Source organism: Pseudomonas sp. DCB_BI (genome assembly GCF_026240995.1).
GTDB lineage: Bacteria > Pseudomonadota > Gammaproteobacteria > Pseudomonadales > Pseudomonadaceae > Aquipseudomonas.
In genome coordinates this window covers 64611-79074 of sequence record NZ_JAPFCG010000005.1, presented here as the reverse complement: position 1 = coordinate 79074, position 14464 = coordinate 64611, and the positions used below count along the sequence as shown (strand labels likewise).

Below are 14464 nucleotides of genomic sequence, written 5' to 3'. Positions count from 1 at the left end.
CCGATGAACTTCTCGAAATTCTTCATTACCCGGCCGATCTTTGCCGCGGTGCTGTCCCTGGTACTGCTGATTGCGGGTTCTATCTCGCTGTTCCAGCTGCCGATCAGCGAATACCCCGAGGTGGTGCCGCCTACCGTGGTGGTGCGCGCCAATTTCCCTGGGGCCAACCCCAAGGTCATCGGCGAAACCGTCGCCGCCCCCCTGGAGCAAGCCATTACCGGCGTGGAGAACATGCTGTACATGTCCTCCCAGTCCACCGCTGATGGCAAGCTGACGCTGACCATCACCTTCGCCCTGGGTACCGACCTGGACAACGCGCAGGTGCAGGTGCAGAACCGCGTCACCCGCACCCAGCCCAAGCTGCCCGAGGAAGTGACCCGTATCGGTATCACCGTCGACAAGGCCTCGCCCGACCTGACCATGGTCGTGCACCTGACCTCGCCGGACAACCGCTACGACATGCTCTACCTGTCCAACTACGCCATTCTCAACATCAAGGACGAACTGGCGCGCCTCGGCGGCGTGGGCGATGTGCAACTGTTCGGCATGGGTGACTACTCGCTGCGCGTGTGGCTGGACCCGAACAAGACCGCTTCGCGCAACCTTACCGCCAGCGATGTCGTAGCCGCCATCCGGGAGCAGAACCGCCAGGTCGCCGCCGGCCAGCTCGGCGCACCGCCCGCCCCGGGTTCGACCAGCTTCCAGCTGTCGATCAATACCCAAGGGCGACTGGTCAACGAGGAAGAGTTCGAAAACATCATCATCCGTGCCGGTGCCGATGGCGAAATCACCCGCCTGAAGGACATTGCCCGGGTCGAACTCGGCTCCAGCCAGTACGCCCTGCGCTCGCTGCTGAACAATCAGCCGGCGGTGGCCATTCCGATCTTCCAGCGCCCGGGCTCCAACGCCATCGAAATCTCCGACGAAGTGCGGGCGAAAATGGCCGAGCTGAAGAAGGACTTCCCCGAAGGCATGGACTACAGCATCGTCTATGACCCGACGGTGTTCGTCCGTGGCTCCATCGAGGCAGTGGTGCACACCCTGTTCGAAGCCTTGGTGCTGGTGGTCCTCGTGGTCATCCTGTTCCTGCAGACCTGGCGCGCTTCGATCATCCCGCTGATGGCCGTACCGGTATCGCTGATCGGTACCTTCGCTGTCATGCACCTGTTCGGCTTCTCGCTCAACGCGCTGTCGCTGTTCGGCCTGGTGCTGGCCATCGGTATCGTGGTGGACGATGCGATCGTCGTGGTGGAGAACGTCGAGCGCAACATCGGGCTGGGCCTGAAACCGCTGGAGGCGACGCAAAAGGCCATGGGTGAAGTGACCGGGCCGATCATCGCCACCGCCCTGGTACTGTGCGCCGTGTTCGTCCCTGCCGCGTTCATTTCCGGCCTGACCGGGCAGTTCTACAAGCAGTTTGCCCTGACCATCGCCATTTCCACGGTGATCTCGGCCTTCAACTCGCTCACCCTGTCGCCGGCACTGGCTGCCGTGCTGCTCAAGGACCACCACGCGCCCAAGGACCGTTTCTCGCGGTTCCTGGAAAAACTGCTGGGCAGCTGGCTGTTCAACCCGTTCAACCGCTTCTTTGACCGTGCGTCCAACCGCTACGTCGGTGGCGTGCGCCGGGTCATCCGCTCCAGTGGCATCGCCCTGTTCGTGTATGCCGGGCTGATGGGCCTGACCTACCTGGGCTTCTCGTCCACACCGACCGGCTTCGTGCCAGCGCAGGACAAGCAGTACCTGGTGGCGTTTGCCCAACTGCCGGATGCCGCCAGCCTCGACCGCACCGAGGCGGTGATCAAGCGCATGAGCGAAATCGCCCTGAAACAGCCTGGCGTGGCCGACTCGGTGGCCTTCCCTGGCCTGTCGATCAACGGGTTCACCAACAGCCCCAACAGCGGCATCGTGTTCACCCCGCTCAAGCCGTTCGACGAGCGCAAGGACCCGAGCCAGTCAGCCGCCGCCATCGCTGCCTCGCTGAACGCCCAGTTCGCCGACATCCAGGACGCCTACATCGCGATCTTCCCGCCACCGCCGGTACAAGGCCTGGGCACCATCGGCGGCTTCCGCCTGCAGATCGAAGACCGTGGCAACCTGGGCTATGAAGCGCTGTACAAGGAAACCCAGAACATCATCGCCAAGAGCCATAACGTGCCAGAGCTGGCGGGCCTGTTCACCAGCTACCAGGTCAACGTGCCGCAGGTCGATGCCGCCATCGACCGGGAAAAGGCCAAGACCCATGGCGTGGCGATCAACGATATTTTCGACACCCTGCAGGTCTACCTGGGCTCGCTGTACACCAACGATTTCAACCGCTTTGGCCGCACCTACCAGGTCAACGTCCAGGCTGAGCAGCAATTCCGCCTGGATGCCGAGCAGATCGGCCAGTTGAAGGTGCGCAACAACCTGGGCGAGATGATCCCGCTGGCGACCTTCCTCAAGGTCAGCGACACCTCCGGGCCGGACCGCGTCATGCACTACAACGGCTTCATCACCGCCGAGATCAACGGCGCTGCTGCCCCGGGCTACAGCTCCGGCCAAGCCGAAGCGGCGATCGAGAAGCTGCTGAAAGAGGAACTGCCCAACGGCATGACCTTCGAGTGGACCGACCTGACCTACCAGCAGATCCTCTCGGGCAACACCGCGCTGTTCGTGTTCCCCCTGTGCGTGCTGCTGGCCTTCCTGGTACTGGCCGCCCAGTACGAAAGCTGGAGCCTGCCACTGGCGGTGATCCTGATCGTGCCGATGACCCTGCTGTCGGCGATCACCGGGGTGATCGTGTCGGGTGGAGACAACAACATCTTCACCCAGATCGGCCTGATCGTCCTGGTCGGCCTGGCGTGCAAGAACGCCATCCTGATCGTCGAGTTCGCCAAGGATGAACAGGCCAAGGGCCTGGACCCGCTGGCGGCGGTACTGGAAGCCTGCCGCCTGCGTCTGCGGCCGATCCTGATGACCTCCATCGCCTTCATCATGGGTGTGGTGCCGCTGGTCTTCAGCTCCGGTGCAGGCTCCGAAATGCGTCACGCCATGGGTGTGGCGGTGTTCTCCGGGATGATTGGCGTGACCGTGTTCGGCCTGTTCCTGACCCCGGTGTTCTTCTTCCTGATTCGCCGTTTCGTCGAGCGTCGCCAGGCCCGCAAGGCTGCGCACGCCCAAGTGCTGGAGAACCATGCATGAACCTGCTCAAACCGCTGACCCCAAGCCTGCTGGCACTGGCCCTGGCGGCCTGTGCGGTGGGCCCGGACTACCAGGCCCCGGCCACCGAGCCTGCCCGGCTGAGTAGCGACGCGCAGGCCAAGGCCTACGACCTTAGCCGTTTCGAGACCCTGTGGTGGAAGCAGTTCGACGACCCCGTGCTGAACCAGCTGGTGCAGGCGTCGCTGGACGGCAACCGTGACTTGCGCGTGGCTTTTGCCCGCCTGAAGTCGGCTCGCTCGATTCGGGAAGATGCCGAGAACGACCCGTTCCCAGTGGTTACCAGCAGGGCCAGCAGTGACATCGGCAAGGGCCAGATCCCCGGCCAGACCACCGAACGGGTCAATAGCGAGCGCTACGACCTGGGCCTGGACATGGCCTGGGAGCTTGACCTGTTCGGGCGCATTCAGCGCCAGATCGAAGCCAGCGAAGCCCAGGAAGCAGTGGCCGCCGCCGACCTGCAGCAGTTGCAAGTCAGCCTGATCGCCGAGCTGGTGGATGCTTATGGGCAGCTGCGTGGCGCGCAATTGCGCGAGAAGATCGCCCTGGCCAACCTCAAGACCCAGCAGGAATCGCGCACCATCACCGAGACCCTGCGCGATGCCGGCGTGGGCAACGACCTCGACGTGGTGCGTGCCGATGCCCGCCTGGCCGGGGTCGAAGCCACAGTGCCGCAACTGCAGGCCGAACAGGCGCGGGCACGGCACCGTATCGCCACCTTGCTCGGTCAACGACCTGATGCGCTCAGCATCGACCTGTCGCCCAAAGCCTTGCCGGCCATCGCCAAAGCGTTGCCGGTAGGCGACCCGGGCGAGCTGCTGCGCCGGCGCCCGGACATCCGCAGCGCCGAACGCCAGCTGGCAGCCGCCACCGCCAACGTTGGCGTGGCCACTGCCGACCTGTTCCCCCGCGTGAGCCTCAGCGGCTTCCTCGGCTTTACTGCCGCACGGGGCTCGCAGATCGGCTCGTCGGCGGCCAATGCCTGGGCACTGGGGCCGAGCATTACCTGGGCGGCCTTCGACCTGGGTAGCGTGCGCGCCCGTCTACGCGGTGCCAAGGCTGATGCCGAAGGGGCATTGGCCAACTACGAGCAACAGGTATTACTGGCCCTGGAAGAATCGGCCAACGCGTTCAGTGATTACGACAAAACCCAACAGCGACTGCTCTCGCTGATGCGCCAGAGTGACGCCAGCCGCAAGGCGGCGGAGCTGGCTTCGATTCGTTATCGCGAGGGCACGGTGGACTACCTGGTGCTGCTCGATGCCGAGCGTGAGCGGCTAAGCGCTGAAGATGCACAGGCCCAGGGCGAGGTCGAGCTGTACCGCGGCATTGTCTCGATCTACAAGGCCCTGGGTGGCGGCTGGCAACCGGAGACGGTGGCCAGCGCACCCTGATCCCACTGCTTCAACGACTCCTTTGGTTGGCTCCTCCCCCAACCGTTTGCCCCGCAGGCTCTGGTTTGCGGGGCTTTTTTATGCCTCGGCAGTTGCAGCACAGGGCAATCGCCAGCCGTGCACGCATCGCCACCGCACAGACTCCCTGATGACAACTGGCCCCCTCGGTTGCATTTACCCCCTGCCTGCCCCAAGCTCTGCCCTTCCCGCCGCCACGGACCGCCCGATGCCCAGACGCAACCGCTACCTGATCGCCGTGCTGCTGTTGATCCTGGTATCGGCCCTGTTCGGCTACCTGTGGCGCGATGCTCCGCCCGCCCAGCCGACCTTGCCCGCGCACAGCTATGCCAAGGCCCTACGCCAGGCCCACGAGGGCCAGCCCGGCGCTGCCCGGGTGTTGTACCAGCAACTGCAACGTAACGACCTGCCCGCCATTCGTCGGGCGGCGCTGTACGCCGAGCTGCCCAACTACCCCTCGCCGCAGGCATTGAAACTCGCCCGCCAGGATCTGGAACATGCCGACCCGCTGGTGCGCCGTGCGGCCATCACCAGCATCCGCCGCCTGCTGCCGGCGGCGCAACGCAGCCTGGTGCTCGGCCCGCTGCTGGACGACGATGAGCAAAGCGTACGCTTTGGCGCAGTAGATGCCCTGCTCGGGCTTGCCCCGGACGACATCGGCCTGTACTTCGGCCCGCTGCAGGCAGCACTGGAACAGTACCAGCAGGCTCTCGAGCAACAACCCGAGGATGCCGACGCCCAGGTGCACCTGGCGCGCCTGTACCTGCACGAAAGCGACTACACCCAGGCCGCTGCGGCCCTGCAGCGAGCACTGGCGGTCGCCCCCGGCAACCTCGACGCCCTGGCCACCCAGGTACGCTTGCTGGAGCGCCAGGGGCATCACGATGCCTCGCGCCAGGTCTTGGGCAAAGCCTTGGCGCTGAGCCCCGACTCCGCCTTTCTACAGTATGAACTGGGGCGCTGGCTGAACCGCCATGAACAGCGCGAATACGCCTTGCTGGCCCTTTCCCGCGCCGTCGAGCTAGACCCTGACAACACCGACTACCGCTATACACTGGCGCTCACCCTGCATGACCTGGACCAACTCGATGCCGCCCAGAAACAGCTGGAAACCGTGCTCAACCGGCAGCCGGCCAATCGCCGGGCGCGGGTATTGCTGATCCAGTACTGGAAAGAGTCTGGCCAATTACAGAACGTACAGGTGCTACTCGCCGAGCTGGAGCGGCAGAACCCTGACGACCCCGTGCTGCAACAGGGCCTGTAGGCATTCTCTGAACATTGTTGAACCCTGGGTTTACGCCAGGGTCCAGTGGTTATCAGCCCACCTTGCAGGAGAGTCGTTGTGGCGAGTTCGTTGGCGCTGGATGAACGTGCCTTGATCCTGGCACCCCCGCCGTTAGCTGCGGAGACCTCGCGCCTGCTCGCCTCGGCCGGCATCGATAGCCTGTGCGCGGTCGACTTGGACAACCTGCAGGCGCGCCTGAGCGAGGGTGCGGGGCTGGCGATCATTGCCGAGCAGGTGTTCAACCAGGGCCCCAGCGCGTTGCTGCAGGCATTCATCGATCAGCAGCCGAACTGGTCGGATCTACCGATCGTGCTGCTCACCCAAAGTGCCTGGTCGGCGGCTGGCGCCGGTAATCACCCGGTCGGCAACCTGGTATTGCTGGTCGCACCCTTTGAAAACGCCCAGCTGTTGCACATGACCCGATCCGCCCTGCGCAACCGCCGCAGGCAGTACCGGGCGCGTGATCAGCTCCAATGCTTGCAGCAGCGCCTGGACGCCCAGCTTCCACAGCCCTGCGAGGAGCAGGAGCGCAGGGTGTTCGCCGCCCATCAGACCCGCAAGATGGAAGCCATCGGCCAACTGGCGGGTGGGGTGGCCCATGACTTCAATAACCTGCTCACCAGCATCGGCGGCAGTTTCGAGCTGATCGAGCGACGCCTGAGTCAGGGCCGCGCCGACAGCTTGGACGGTGTCTTGCGCATGGGCCGCGAGGCGGTGTCACGCGCCGCCCAGTTGACTCATCGCCTGCTGGCCTTTTCTTCCCGGCAATCGTTGCGCAACCAGCGCATCGACCTGCGTGGTGTGCTCAAGGCCAAGCGCCTGAAGGCCAGCCTGAACCCCAGGATAACCCTGCAGGTGCAGCTCGCCAGGGGCCTGTGGCCGGTGGAAGCCGACGACCAGCAATTGCAGGAAGCCCTGGACAACCTGCTGCTCAACGCCTGCGAAGCCATGCCCAGCGGCGGCCTGCTGCGTATCGAGGCAAGCAACCAGCACATCGACAGCAGGCAATGGGCAGGGGGCGCGTTGTGCCCCGGGGACTACCTGCGCCTGAGCATCATCGACGACGGCCAAGGCATGGCCCAAAGCACACTGGAACACGCTTTCGAACCGTTCTTCAGTACCAAGGCAACGGGCCAGGGCATCGGCCTGGGTCTGTCGATGGTGTACGGTTTCAGCAAGCAGTCCCATGGGCATGTCACGCTGCGTAGCCAGATTGGCCAGGGAACGCGGGTAGACCTGTACCTGCCGCGGCATGTTGGGCAGGCTCAGGAAACCGCCTTGCCGCCCTCCCCCAGACAAGCAAGCAGGGGCCATCGGGTACTGCTGGTGGAGGACGACCCGCATGTGCGCCAGTTGCTGTGCCAGACCCTGCGCGACCACGGCTTTTCATGCCACAGCGCAGCGAATGCCAGCGACGGGCTCGCGGTGCTGCGCTCGTCGCAGCCAGTGGACCTGTTGGTCAGCGATGTCGGCTTGCCCGGCATGAACGGCCGCCAACTGGCCGAGATCGCGCGCACGCTGCGCCCAGGCTTGCCAGTGTTGTTCATCACCGGCTACGCGGAAACGGCAATGGCCCGGGAAGGCTTTCTGGGCGCAGGCATGCACCTGATCTGCAAACCCTTCGAACTGCAACAGCTGCAGGCGCAGGTGACGGAGATTCTCGGCAAGCCCTGAAGGGCGCTACTCTTCGAGCATTCGCAGCGCCTCATCGGCAAGGTCTGCCAGCGAAAAAGGCTTGTTCAGCAATGCAGTGCCCGGCTGTTCGAGCAACTGAGCTTCGATCGGATGTTCGGCATACCCGGTAATGAACATGATCTTCTGCAGTGGCAGCTGCATGCGCATGGCCTTGGCCACCTGCCGGCCGCTGAAGCCGCCCGGCAAGCCGATGTCGGTAATCACCAGGTCGAACGGGCCATCATGGCGGAACCGCTCCAACGCGCTATTGGCATCGTTCACGTCGACAACCTGAAAGCCGCGCTCGGTCAGGTATTCGCGCATGACAGCCCGCAGGTTGCGTTCGTCATCGACCAGCAACAACCGCTCGCCCCGGGCGGCGCGCTGCAACCGTTGCACGGGCTTTGGTTCCTCGGCCAACGGCTCGGGCCAGCGCGGGAAGAGCATGGAAACCTTGGTTCCCAGGTTCGGGGTCGAATCAATCCACACGTACCCTCCCGACTGACGGACAAAGCCATACACCATCGACAAGCCCAGCCCGAACCCCCGCCCGATGGGCTTGGTGGTGAAAAATGGCTCGAATGCTCTGGCAATGTCCGCAGCCGGCATACCGTGGCCATCATCCTCGACATGCAGGGCCAGGTAATCACCTGGCGGCAGACCGTCCTGATCCGGGAAACTGTCGGTCAGGCGTTCATTGACGCTGCGGATGGTGACATTGCCGCGTTCCAGGCAGGCTTCACGGGCATTGGCACACAGGTTGATCAGCGCATTCTCAAGCTGCGGTACGTCCAGGTTCACCGCCCACGGCGCGATATCCAGCTGCCAGTGCAGACGCATTTCTGCGCCCAGCGTCTTGCACAGCAGCGGCTCGCTCAGGCGCAGCTGCCGATTGAAATCCAGCGGCTTCGGCGCGAGCGGTTGGTGGCGGGAGAACGCCAGCAAGCGATGGGTCAGCTCCATGGCCCGCAGCACCGAATCCCGGGCTACGTCCACATAGGCCTCCAACCGCTCCAGCCGCCCCTCCTGAAGGCGCCGCTGCAACAGTTCCAGGCTCCCCCCGATACCGGACAGCAGGTTGTTCATCTCATGGCCCATGCCGCCGGCCAGCTGGCCGACCACCTCCATGCGCTCATTGCTGCGCATCAGCGCCTCAGACTGACGCGCGGCCAGCTCGCGCTCATCGGTGATGTCCCGGCCAACGGCTGTCATCAGGTGCCCATCGAATCGCGCACTCCAGCTGAACCAGTGGTAATGCCCGTCGCGGTGACGCAGGCGGGTTTCGACCAGGTCGGCATCGCAGTATTGCAGCAGCCCGGAAATAGCCACGTGAACTTCCGCGGCATCGGCCGGATGCACCAGGTCCAACACCGGCATCCCTTGCACCTGTGCTTCGGTCCAACCCAGGATGCGCGACCAGGCGGGGTTGACAGCCTGAACCTTCAGGTCAGCGCTGACAGTCATCATGGGATCGCGCGCCAACCGCCAGATCTGCTCGCGCTCCGCCACATGTCGCTCGATCTGCCGCTCGAAGCCTTGCACCTGTTCACGCCAGCGGTGGTGTGCCTCGACGCTGGCAGTGCTCTCGATCACCGTGTGCAAAAAACCCGCGACGCTGCCCTGCTCATCGTGCAAGGGCGCGTAGCCGAACGCGCACCAGAGCGGCTCGGCGTGCTCGCCACACGTGATGCGCAGGGGCGGGTCCTCGACGTAACTCGCACGCCCTTCGAGAGCCTGGAACACCCATGGCCCCACTGCCGACCACACGTCGCTCCACAGCGCATCGAAGGCCATGCCCAGGCCGTCCCTGGGCCCGGCCCGCAGTGCCCGGTAGGCATCATTGTGCACCACGCACAGGTCGCTCCCCCAAACCACGGCACAGGGGAACGGTGAAAGGTGCATCATGTCGACGGCAATTCGCAGTGAAGCCGGCCAGCGTACCAGCGGCCCGAGGGACGTGCGCCCCCAGTCGAACTGCGCAATCCGCTCCGCCATACGCTCGCGCCCAAGTACAGCTGGCGGCGGCGAGCCGACCTGCGTCTCAGGCCCGGATGGTGTTCCATGTGCGACCAATATCGTGCTCCTGCAAGGCTCTGGGTTGGCCACGGTGCTGGCAGGCTATCCAAGGCCTGCCCTGTGGGCCTTGTTCAAGTTAGCACAGCACGCGTTGCCATCCATGGCGGACTTGCAGCCGGCAGCTATGCTCATTAGGTTTTCCCTAGGGCCGGGAAGCAACGGCCTCTTCAGGTTGCCGACAGGAGCGTGGTCATGAGCAAGAAAATGCTGGTGGTACTGACCAATACAGCCAAGTATCCAACCCTCAAGCGGGCGACCGGATTATGGCTGGGTGAGGCCGTGCACTTTGTCGAGCAGGTCGAAGAGGCCGGCTATAGCGTCGATTATGTCAGCCCGTTGGGCGGGTATGTTCCCATCGACCCGCACAGCCTGCAAATGGCACCCGACCTGGACTGGCAATGGTACGACGACAAGCAGTTCATGACGCGACTGGGTAGCACCCTCAGCCCCGGCCTGGTCAAGGCCGAGGACTACAGTGTCATCTACTACACCGGCGGGCATGGGGTGATGTATGACTTCGTCGACAATCAGCCCCTGCAGGAACTGGCGCGCAAGATCTACGAGAACAAGGGCATTGTGGCAGCGGTATGCCACGGCGTGGTCGGCTTGCTGAACATCAAGCTCAGCGATAACAGCTTGCTGCTGAAGGACCGGCAGGTGACCGGCTTTTCCAATACCGAAGAAAAATTGGTCGAGCTGGACAAGACAGTGCCATTCCTGACGGAAAACGAACTCGTTGGCCGCGGCGGAACATACAGCAAGCATGATGATCCCTGGCAGCCCTTCGTGGTTGCCGATGACCGGCTGATCACCGGGCAAAACCCTGCCTCTACGTCCGCTCTGGCGAAGGCAGTGCTCGCCAGGCTCAGAGCCAGCTAATGGCCTACCCCAGATTTCCGGTTTTCCTGTAGCGCACGTTACCTTCGGCCTACAGTTGACCGGCCGTTGAACACATAGGCTCTGGGCTCGGCTGTTCACCTCGAACAGCGTTGTAGCGGAGCGATTGGCCTATGTCGAAGATTGTGCACGCCGGGCGCAGCCTGCTGGAGGTGCTGCTGCTCATGGCGGTGGGGCTGGTGCCTGTGGTGTCCGGGTTGCTGGTGATGGTTTTCCAACTGGAGTCCAAACTCGCGGAAAACGCGGCAATTTCAGTACAGGAAGCGGTCTACAGCGTCGACCAGGCATTGGACCGATTGCAGGAAGCTGCGGTGCTGGCCCTGCCACTTGCCGGCCAATCCTGCGGCACCGTCAAAAGCACCTTGCAGGACCAGGTCGCCAGTCGCTCGATGCTGAGGTCACTGACCTTGCTAGAGGACAACCAGGCCTATTGCAGCACCACCTCGGACTCGCTGGCGCACTTGTCGTCCTTCGCCTTGTCGGGTCGGCAGGTGGAAATTTCCTATGGGCCAGCTGACAAACGCCGCAGACTGCTGGTCAACTTCTATTTGCCTGGCAACAACCGGGGCGTCATCGCGACCGCCTACGCCTCCCAGCTTCGTAACGAGCTCGACGGTTTCCAGGACGGCTTGACGCTGTTGCTGGAATTTGGCGACCGCTACATCTGGAGCGAAGGTGACAGTCGCACCGGCCAGCGCCCCTCGCACTCCGAGTTTTCGGTCAGCGCGGTATCAGCGAAGTACGGATACAGGGTAAAGGGCGGCTATGCCGAAGGGTTCACCACCCTGGAAATTCGCCAATCGATGCTGCAGACCCTCCCTTCGCTGATACTGGTAGGTATCCTGACCGGGGCCATGGTCTTCCTTGCCCTGTTCAGGGCGCGTGCCATCAGGCGCAGCAACGCCGCCGACGCGACATGACGGCGTCGGCAGCGCAAGGCCGTCAGTCGGTGCTCAACACACCGCGACGCACCTGGTCACGCTCGATGGACTCGAACAGCGCCTTGAAGTTGCCTTCACCAAAGCCGTCATCCCCCTTGCGCTGAATGAACTCGAAGAATACCGGCCCAAGCAGCGTTTCCGAGAAAATCTGCAGCAGCAGGCGTTTGTCTCCAGGCTGCGAGGCCCCATCCAGCAGGATGCCACGCGCTTGCAGCTGGTCGACCGGTTCGCCGTGGCCTGGCAGGCGTTCTTCGAGCATTTCGTAGTAGGTTTGCGGTGGCGCAGTCATGAAGCGCATGCCAAGGCCCTTCAACGCATCCCAGGTCTTGAGCAGGTCATCGGTCAGGAAGGCGACGTGCTGAATACCCTCGCCGTTGAACTGCATCAGGAACTCTTCGATCTGCCCCGCACCCTTGGACGACTCTTCGTTGAGTGGGATGCGGATCATGCCGTCTGGGGCAGTCATCGCCTTGGACGTCAGGCCGGTGTACTCACCCTTGATATCGAAGTAGCGGATTTCACGGAAGTTGAACAGTTTTTCATAGAAGCCGGCCCAGTAAGCCATGCGCCCGCGATAAACGTTATGGGTGAGGTGGTCGATGATCTTCAGGCCCGCACCTACCGGATTGCGGTCCACGCCTTCGATGAAATTGAAGTCGATGTCATAGATCGAGCTGCCTTCTTCGAAACGGTCAATCAGGTACAGCGGCGCACCACCGATCCCCTTGATCGCCGGCAGGCGCAGCTCCATCGGGCCGGTTTCGATTTCCACCGGCTGGGCGCCCAGCTCCAGGGCACGGGCATACGCTTCGTGGGCATTGCGCACGCGGAACGCCATGCCACAGACCGACGGGCCGTGTTCGGCGGCGAAGTACGAAGCGATGCTCTTGGGTTCGTTGTTCAGGATCAGGTTGATGCCGCCCTGGCGATACAGGTGCACATCCTTGGAACGGTGGGTAGCCACCTTGGTGAAGCCAAGGATCTGGAACACTGGCTCGAGCACGCCGGGGGTCGGCGACGCCAGTTCAATGAATTCGAAGCCCATCAGGCCCATTGGATTGTCGAAGATATCAGCCATGTTCGTGTCCTCATCTGCAGCGAAAATAGTATTGATTGCGTGGGATGTGGAACAGAAACGGCGGTGAGCACGGGATGCCCCGCACGCTGCGGGCGAGGAAGTCACCTATGATCAGCTTGAACCCATGGTGTGTCATATGGACCCATTCTCGGCGGGCTTGATCCTTCGGAAGTGAAGAACCTTATTGTTGTATTCGTAAACGGATTCTACATTGCGTAAAATTGTTTGTCGCGGTTTAGTTGCTCGCACACAGCGACAAGCGGCTATTCTCTCGTTGTCCCTTATCGTAGCCAGGTCCGCATGCCCCTTAACGCCAAACGCCGCGCCACGCTCAGCTGGCGCACCCTGCTACCCTGGGTCGTCGGTGTGCTGCCGCTGATGTGCGGCCTGATCGTGATGAACTGGCAGGTCGAACGGGAGATGCAAACAAGCAGCCAGGCTACCGCTCGCCAGGTCGTGGCGCATGTCGAACGCATCCTCGACAGCCTTTCCAAGGCTGCCAATGTTCTGCTGCCGCTGGCCCGCAGCCCTTGCGACGAGGTGCAGCTCAGGCTGCGCGCGGAGGTCACGCGCAACGCGTTCGTGCGTTCGACCAACCTGTTCCGGGGTAACAGCCTGTATTGCACATCCCTTTTCGGCGCCTTTGCTGAGCCGGTCAACCCGGCCGACTACGTCGACGGCAAGCTGTGGCTGATGGACGGCAATTCAGTCACCCCTGGGCACGCACTGCTGGTGTACCGTGCCAGCGCCGGCGACCAGGGGGCAATCAGTACGGTGGATGGCGACCACCTGCTGACAGCACTGCGCCTGATCGGCCCCGACGTTAACCTGCACATCCGCGTAGGTAACGCCTGGATGGGCAAGGATGGCATCGTCCACAAGGGCCTGCCGCCCCCCGCCGCCAATGCAAACGTGCTGCTTGGCTCGACGCGTTACCCGTTCAGCGTGCAGGGCGGCTATGACGCCAGCTACCAAGGCCAGTTGTGGCGCAGCCACTACCCTGCCCTGGTTGCCTTGCTGATTGTATTGGGCGTGGTTGCGGCCCTGGTATGCCGCTGGCAGGTTCGCCGCGCCAGCTCACCCCGTGCCGAACTGCGCAGGGCGCTGGAGGCCGATGAGTTCCTGCCGTACTTCCAGCCAGTGGTGCGCAAGGGCGATTTCCGTTGGGCCGGCGCCGAAGTGCTGATGCGCTGGAACCACCCCCAGGAAGGGCTGGTGCGCCCCGATCTGTTCATCCCTTACGCTGAACACAGCGGGCAGATTGTCGCCATGACTCGCGCCTTGATGATGCACACGGCACAGAGCCTCGCACCTTACGCCGGGCTGCTCGAGGACGGCTTCCACATAGGCGTCAACATCACCGCCGACCACTGCCGCGACCTGAACCTGCTGAATGATTGCCGTACTTTCCTGCAGCACTTCCCGCCGGGCCGGGTAGTGCTGACCTTGGAACTGACCGAGCGCAAGCTGATCGAGCCCACGCCAATAGCCCTGGAGCTGTTCGAGAAGCTCGCTGCCATGGGCGTCAAGATCGCCCTGGACGACTTCGGCACCGGCCAGTCCAGCCTCAACTACCTGCGCCAGTTCAAGGTCGACTACCTGAAGATCGATCAGAGCTTCGTGGCCATGATCGGGGCCGATGCGCTGTCTGTGCACATTCTGGAGACCATCATCGAGCTGTCCGCCAAGCTGGGCCTGGGCATCGTGGCCGAAGGCGTGGAAACCGAAGCCCAACGCGACTACCTGGCCCGCCATGAGGTGGACTTCCAGCAGGGCTACCTGTTCGCCAGGCCCATGCCCGCCGCGCAGTTTCTCGAGGCGCTGGCTGCCCGCCCAGGCGCAGCGCTGTTGCCGCAAGCCGCGCCCCCTGAGATCATGCGCGGCTGATCCACCCGCTCAA

General features: G+C 63.3%; 9 protein-coding genes. 7 read left to right on the top strand and 2 right to left on the bottom strand.

What is annotated here, in order from left to right; all coding sequences use genetic code 11:
* Nucleotides 1-3 precede the first annotated feature (3 nt).
* The 4 genes from OO258_RS07215 (at nucleotide 4) to OO258_RS07200 (ending at nucleotide 7572) form a co-directional block, all read left to right on the top strand.
* Nucleotides 4-3183, top strand: coding sequence for an efflux RND transporter permease subunit (locus OO258_RS07215; RefSeq protein WP_110743018.1), 3180 nt, complete (start codon nucleotides 4-6; stop codon nucleotides 3181-3183).
* Nucleotides 3180-4595, top strand: a complete 1416-nt coding sequence (locus tag OO258_RS07210; RefSeq protein ID WP_110743019.1) for an efflux transporter outer membrane subunit — start codon at nucleotides 3180-3182, stop codon at nucleotides 4593-4595. Before OO258_RS07215 ends, OO258_RS07210 begins: the two co-directional genes overlap by 4 nt.
* A 226-nt stretch (nucleotides 4596-4821) precedes the next feature.
* A complete protein-coding gene (locus tag OO258_RS07205) occupies nucleotides 4822-5877 on the top strand; it encodes a HEAT repeat domain-containing protein (RefSeq protein WP_110743020.1) in 1056 nt (351 codons plus the stop codon).
* A gap of 78 nt (nucleotides 5878-5955) precedes the next feature.
* On the top strand, nucleotides 5956-7572 hold the full coding sequence (locus tag OO258_RS07200) for a response regulator (protein ID WP_266029467.1): 1617 nt from the start codon (nucleotides 5956-5958) through the stop codon (nucleotides 7570-7572).
* A 6-nt stretch (nucleotides 7573-7578) separates the two neighbouring features.
* Here the strand turns inward: OO258_RS07200 and OO258_RS07195 are convergent, their stop codons facing one another.
* Nucleotides 7579-9645 (bottom strand): ATP-binding protein, encoded by a 2067-nt coding sequence (locus tag OO258_RS07195; protein WP_416309196.1) that lies wholly within the window; start codon nucleotides 9643-9645, stop codon nucleotides 7579-7581.
* A 195-nt stretch (nucleotides 9646-9840) separates the two neighbouring features.
* Between OO258_RS07195 and OO258_RS07190 the strand changes: the two genes are divergently transcribed.
* Together OO258_RS07190 and OO258_RS07185 are read left to right on the top strand one after the other, a co-directional pair.
* Entirely contained in the window at nucleotides 9841-10527 is a 687-nt protein-coding gene (locus OO258_RS07190) for a type 1 glutamine amidotransferase domain-containing protein (RefSeq protein ID WP_110743023.1), read from the top strand.
* Nucleotides 10528-10658: 131 nt separating this feature from the next.
* Complete coding sequence (locus tag OO258_RS07185) at nucleotides 10659-11465, top strand: CSS-motif domain-containing protein (protein WP_266029463.1); 807 nt, start codon at nucleotides 10659-10661, stop codon at nucleotides 11463-11465.
* A gap of 22 nt (nucleotides 11466-11487) precedes the next feature.
* Here the strand turns inward: OO258_RS07185 and hppD are convergent, their stop codons facing one another.
* Nucleotides 11488-12564, bottom strand: coding sequence for a 4-hydroxyphenylpyruvate dioxygenase (hppD, locus tag OO258_RS07180; protein WP_110743025.1), 1077 nt, complete (start codon nucleotides 12562-12564; stop codon nucleotides 11488-11490).
* A gap of 300 nt (nucleotides 12565-12864) precedes the next feature.
* On the opposite strand from hppD, the gene OO258_RS07175 reads away from it, so the two are divergent.
* Nucleotides 12865-14451: an EAL domain-containing protein gene (locus OO258_RS07175; protein ID WP_266029460.1), complete on the top strand. Its 1587-nt coding sequence runs from the start codon at nucleotides 12865-12867 to the stop codon at nucleotides 14449-14451.
* Nucleotides 14452-14464 lie beyond the last annotated feature (13 nt).

Bases quoted from the DNA above. Each gene is read 5' to 3' on its own strand.
- hppD (WP_110743025.1), bottom strand. From the start codon at position 12,564: ATGGCTGATATCTTCGACAATCCAATGGGCCTGATGGGCTTCGAATTC.
- OO258_RS07185 (WP_266029463.1), top strand. From the start codon at position 10,659: ATGTCGAAGATTGTGCACGCCGGGCGCAGCCTGCTGGAGGTGCTGCTG.
- OO258_RS07215 (WP_110743018.1), top strand. From the start codon at position 4: ATGAACTTCTCGAAATTCTTCATTACCCGGCCGATCTTTGCCGCGGTG.
- OO258_RS07175 (WP_266029460.1), top strand. From the start codon at position 12,865: ATGCCCCTTAACGCCAAACGCCGCGCCACGCTCAGCTGGCGCACCCTG.
- OO258_RS07190 (WP_110743023.1), top strand. From the start codon at position 9,841: ATGAGCAAGAAAATGCTGGTGGTACTGACCAATACAGCCAAGTATCCA.
- OO258_RS07210 (WP_110743019.1), top strand. From the start codon at position 3,180: ATGAACCTGCTCAAACCGCTGACCCCAAGCCTGCTGGCACTGGCCCTG.
- OO258_RS07205 (WP_110743020.1), top strand. From the start codon at position 4,822: ATGCCCAGACGCAACCGCTACCTGATCGCCGTGCTGCTGTTGATCCTG.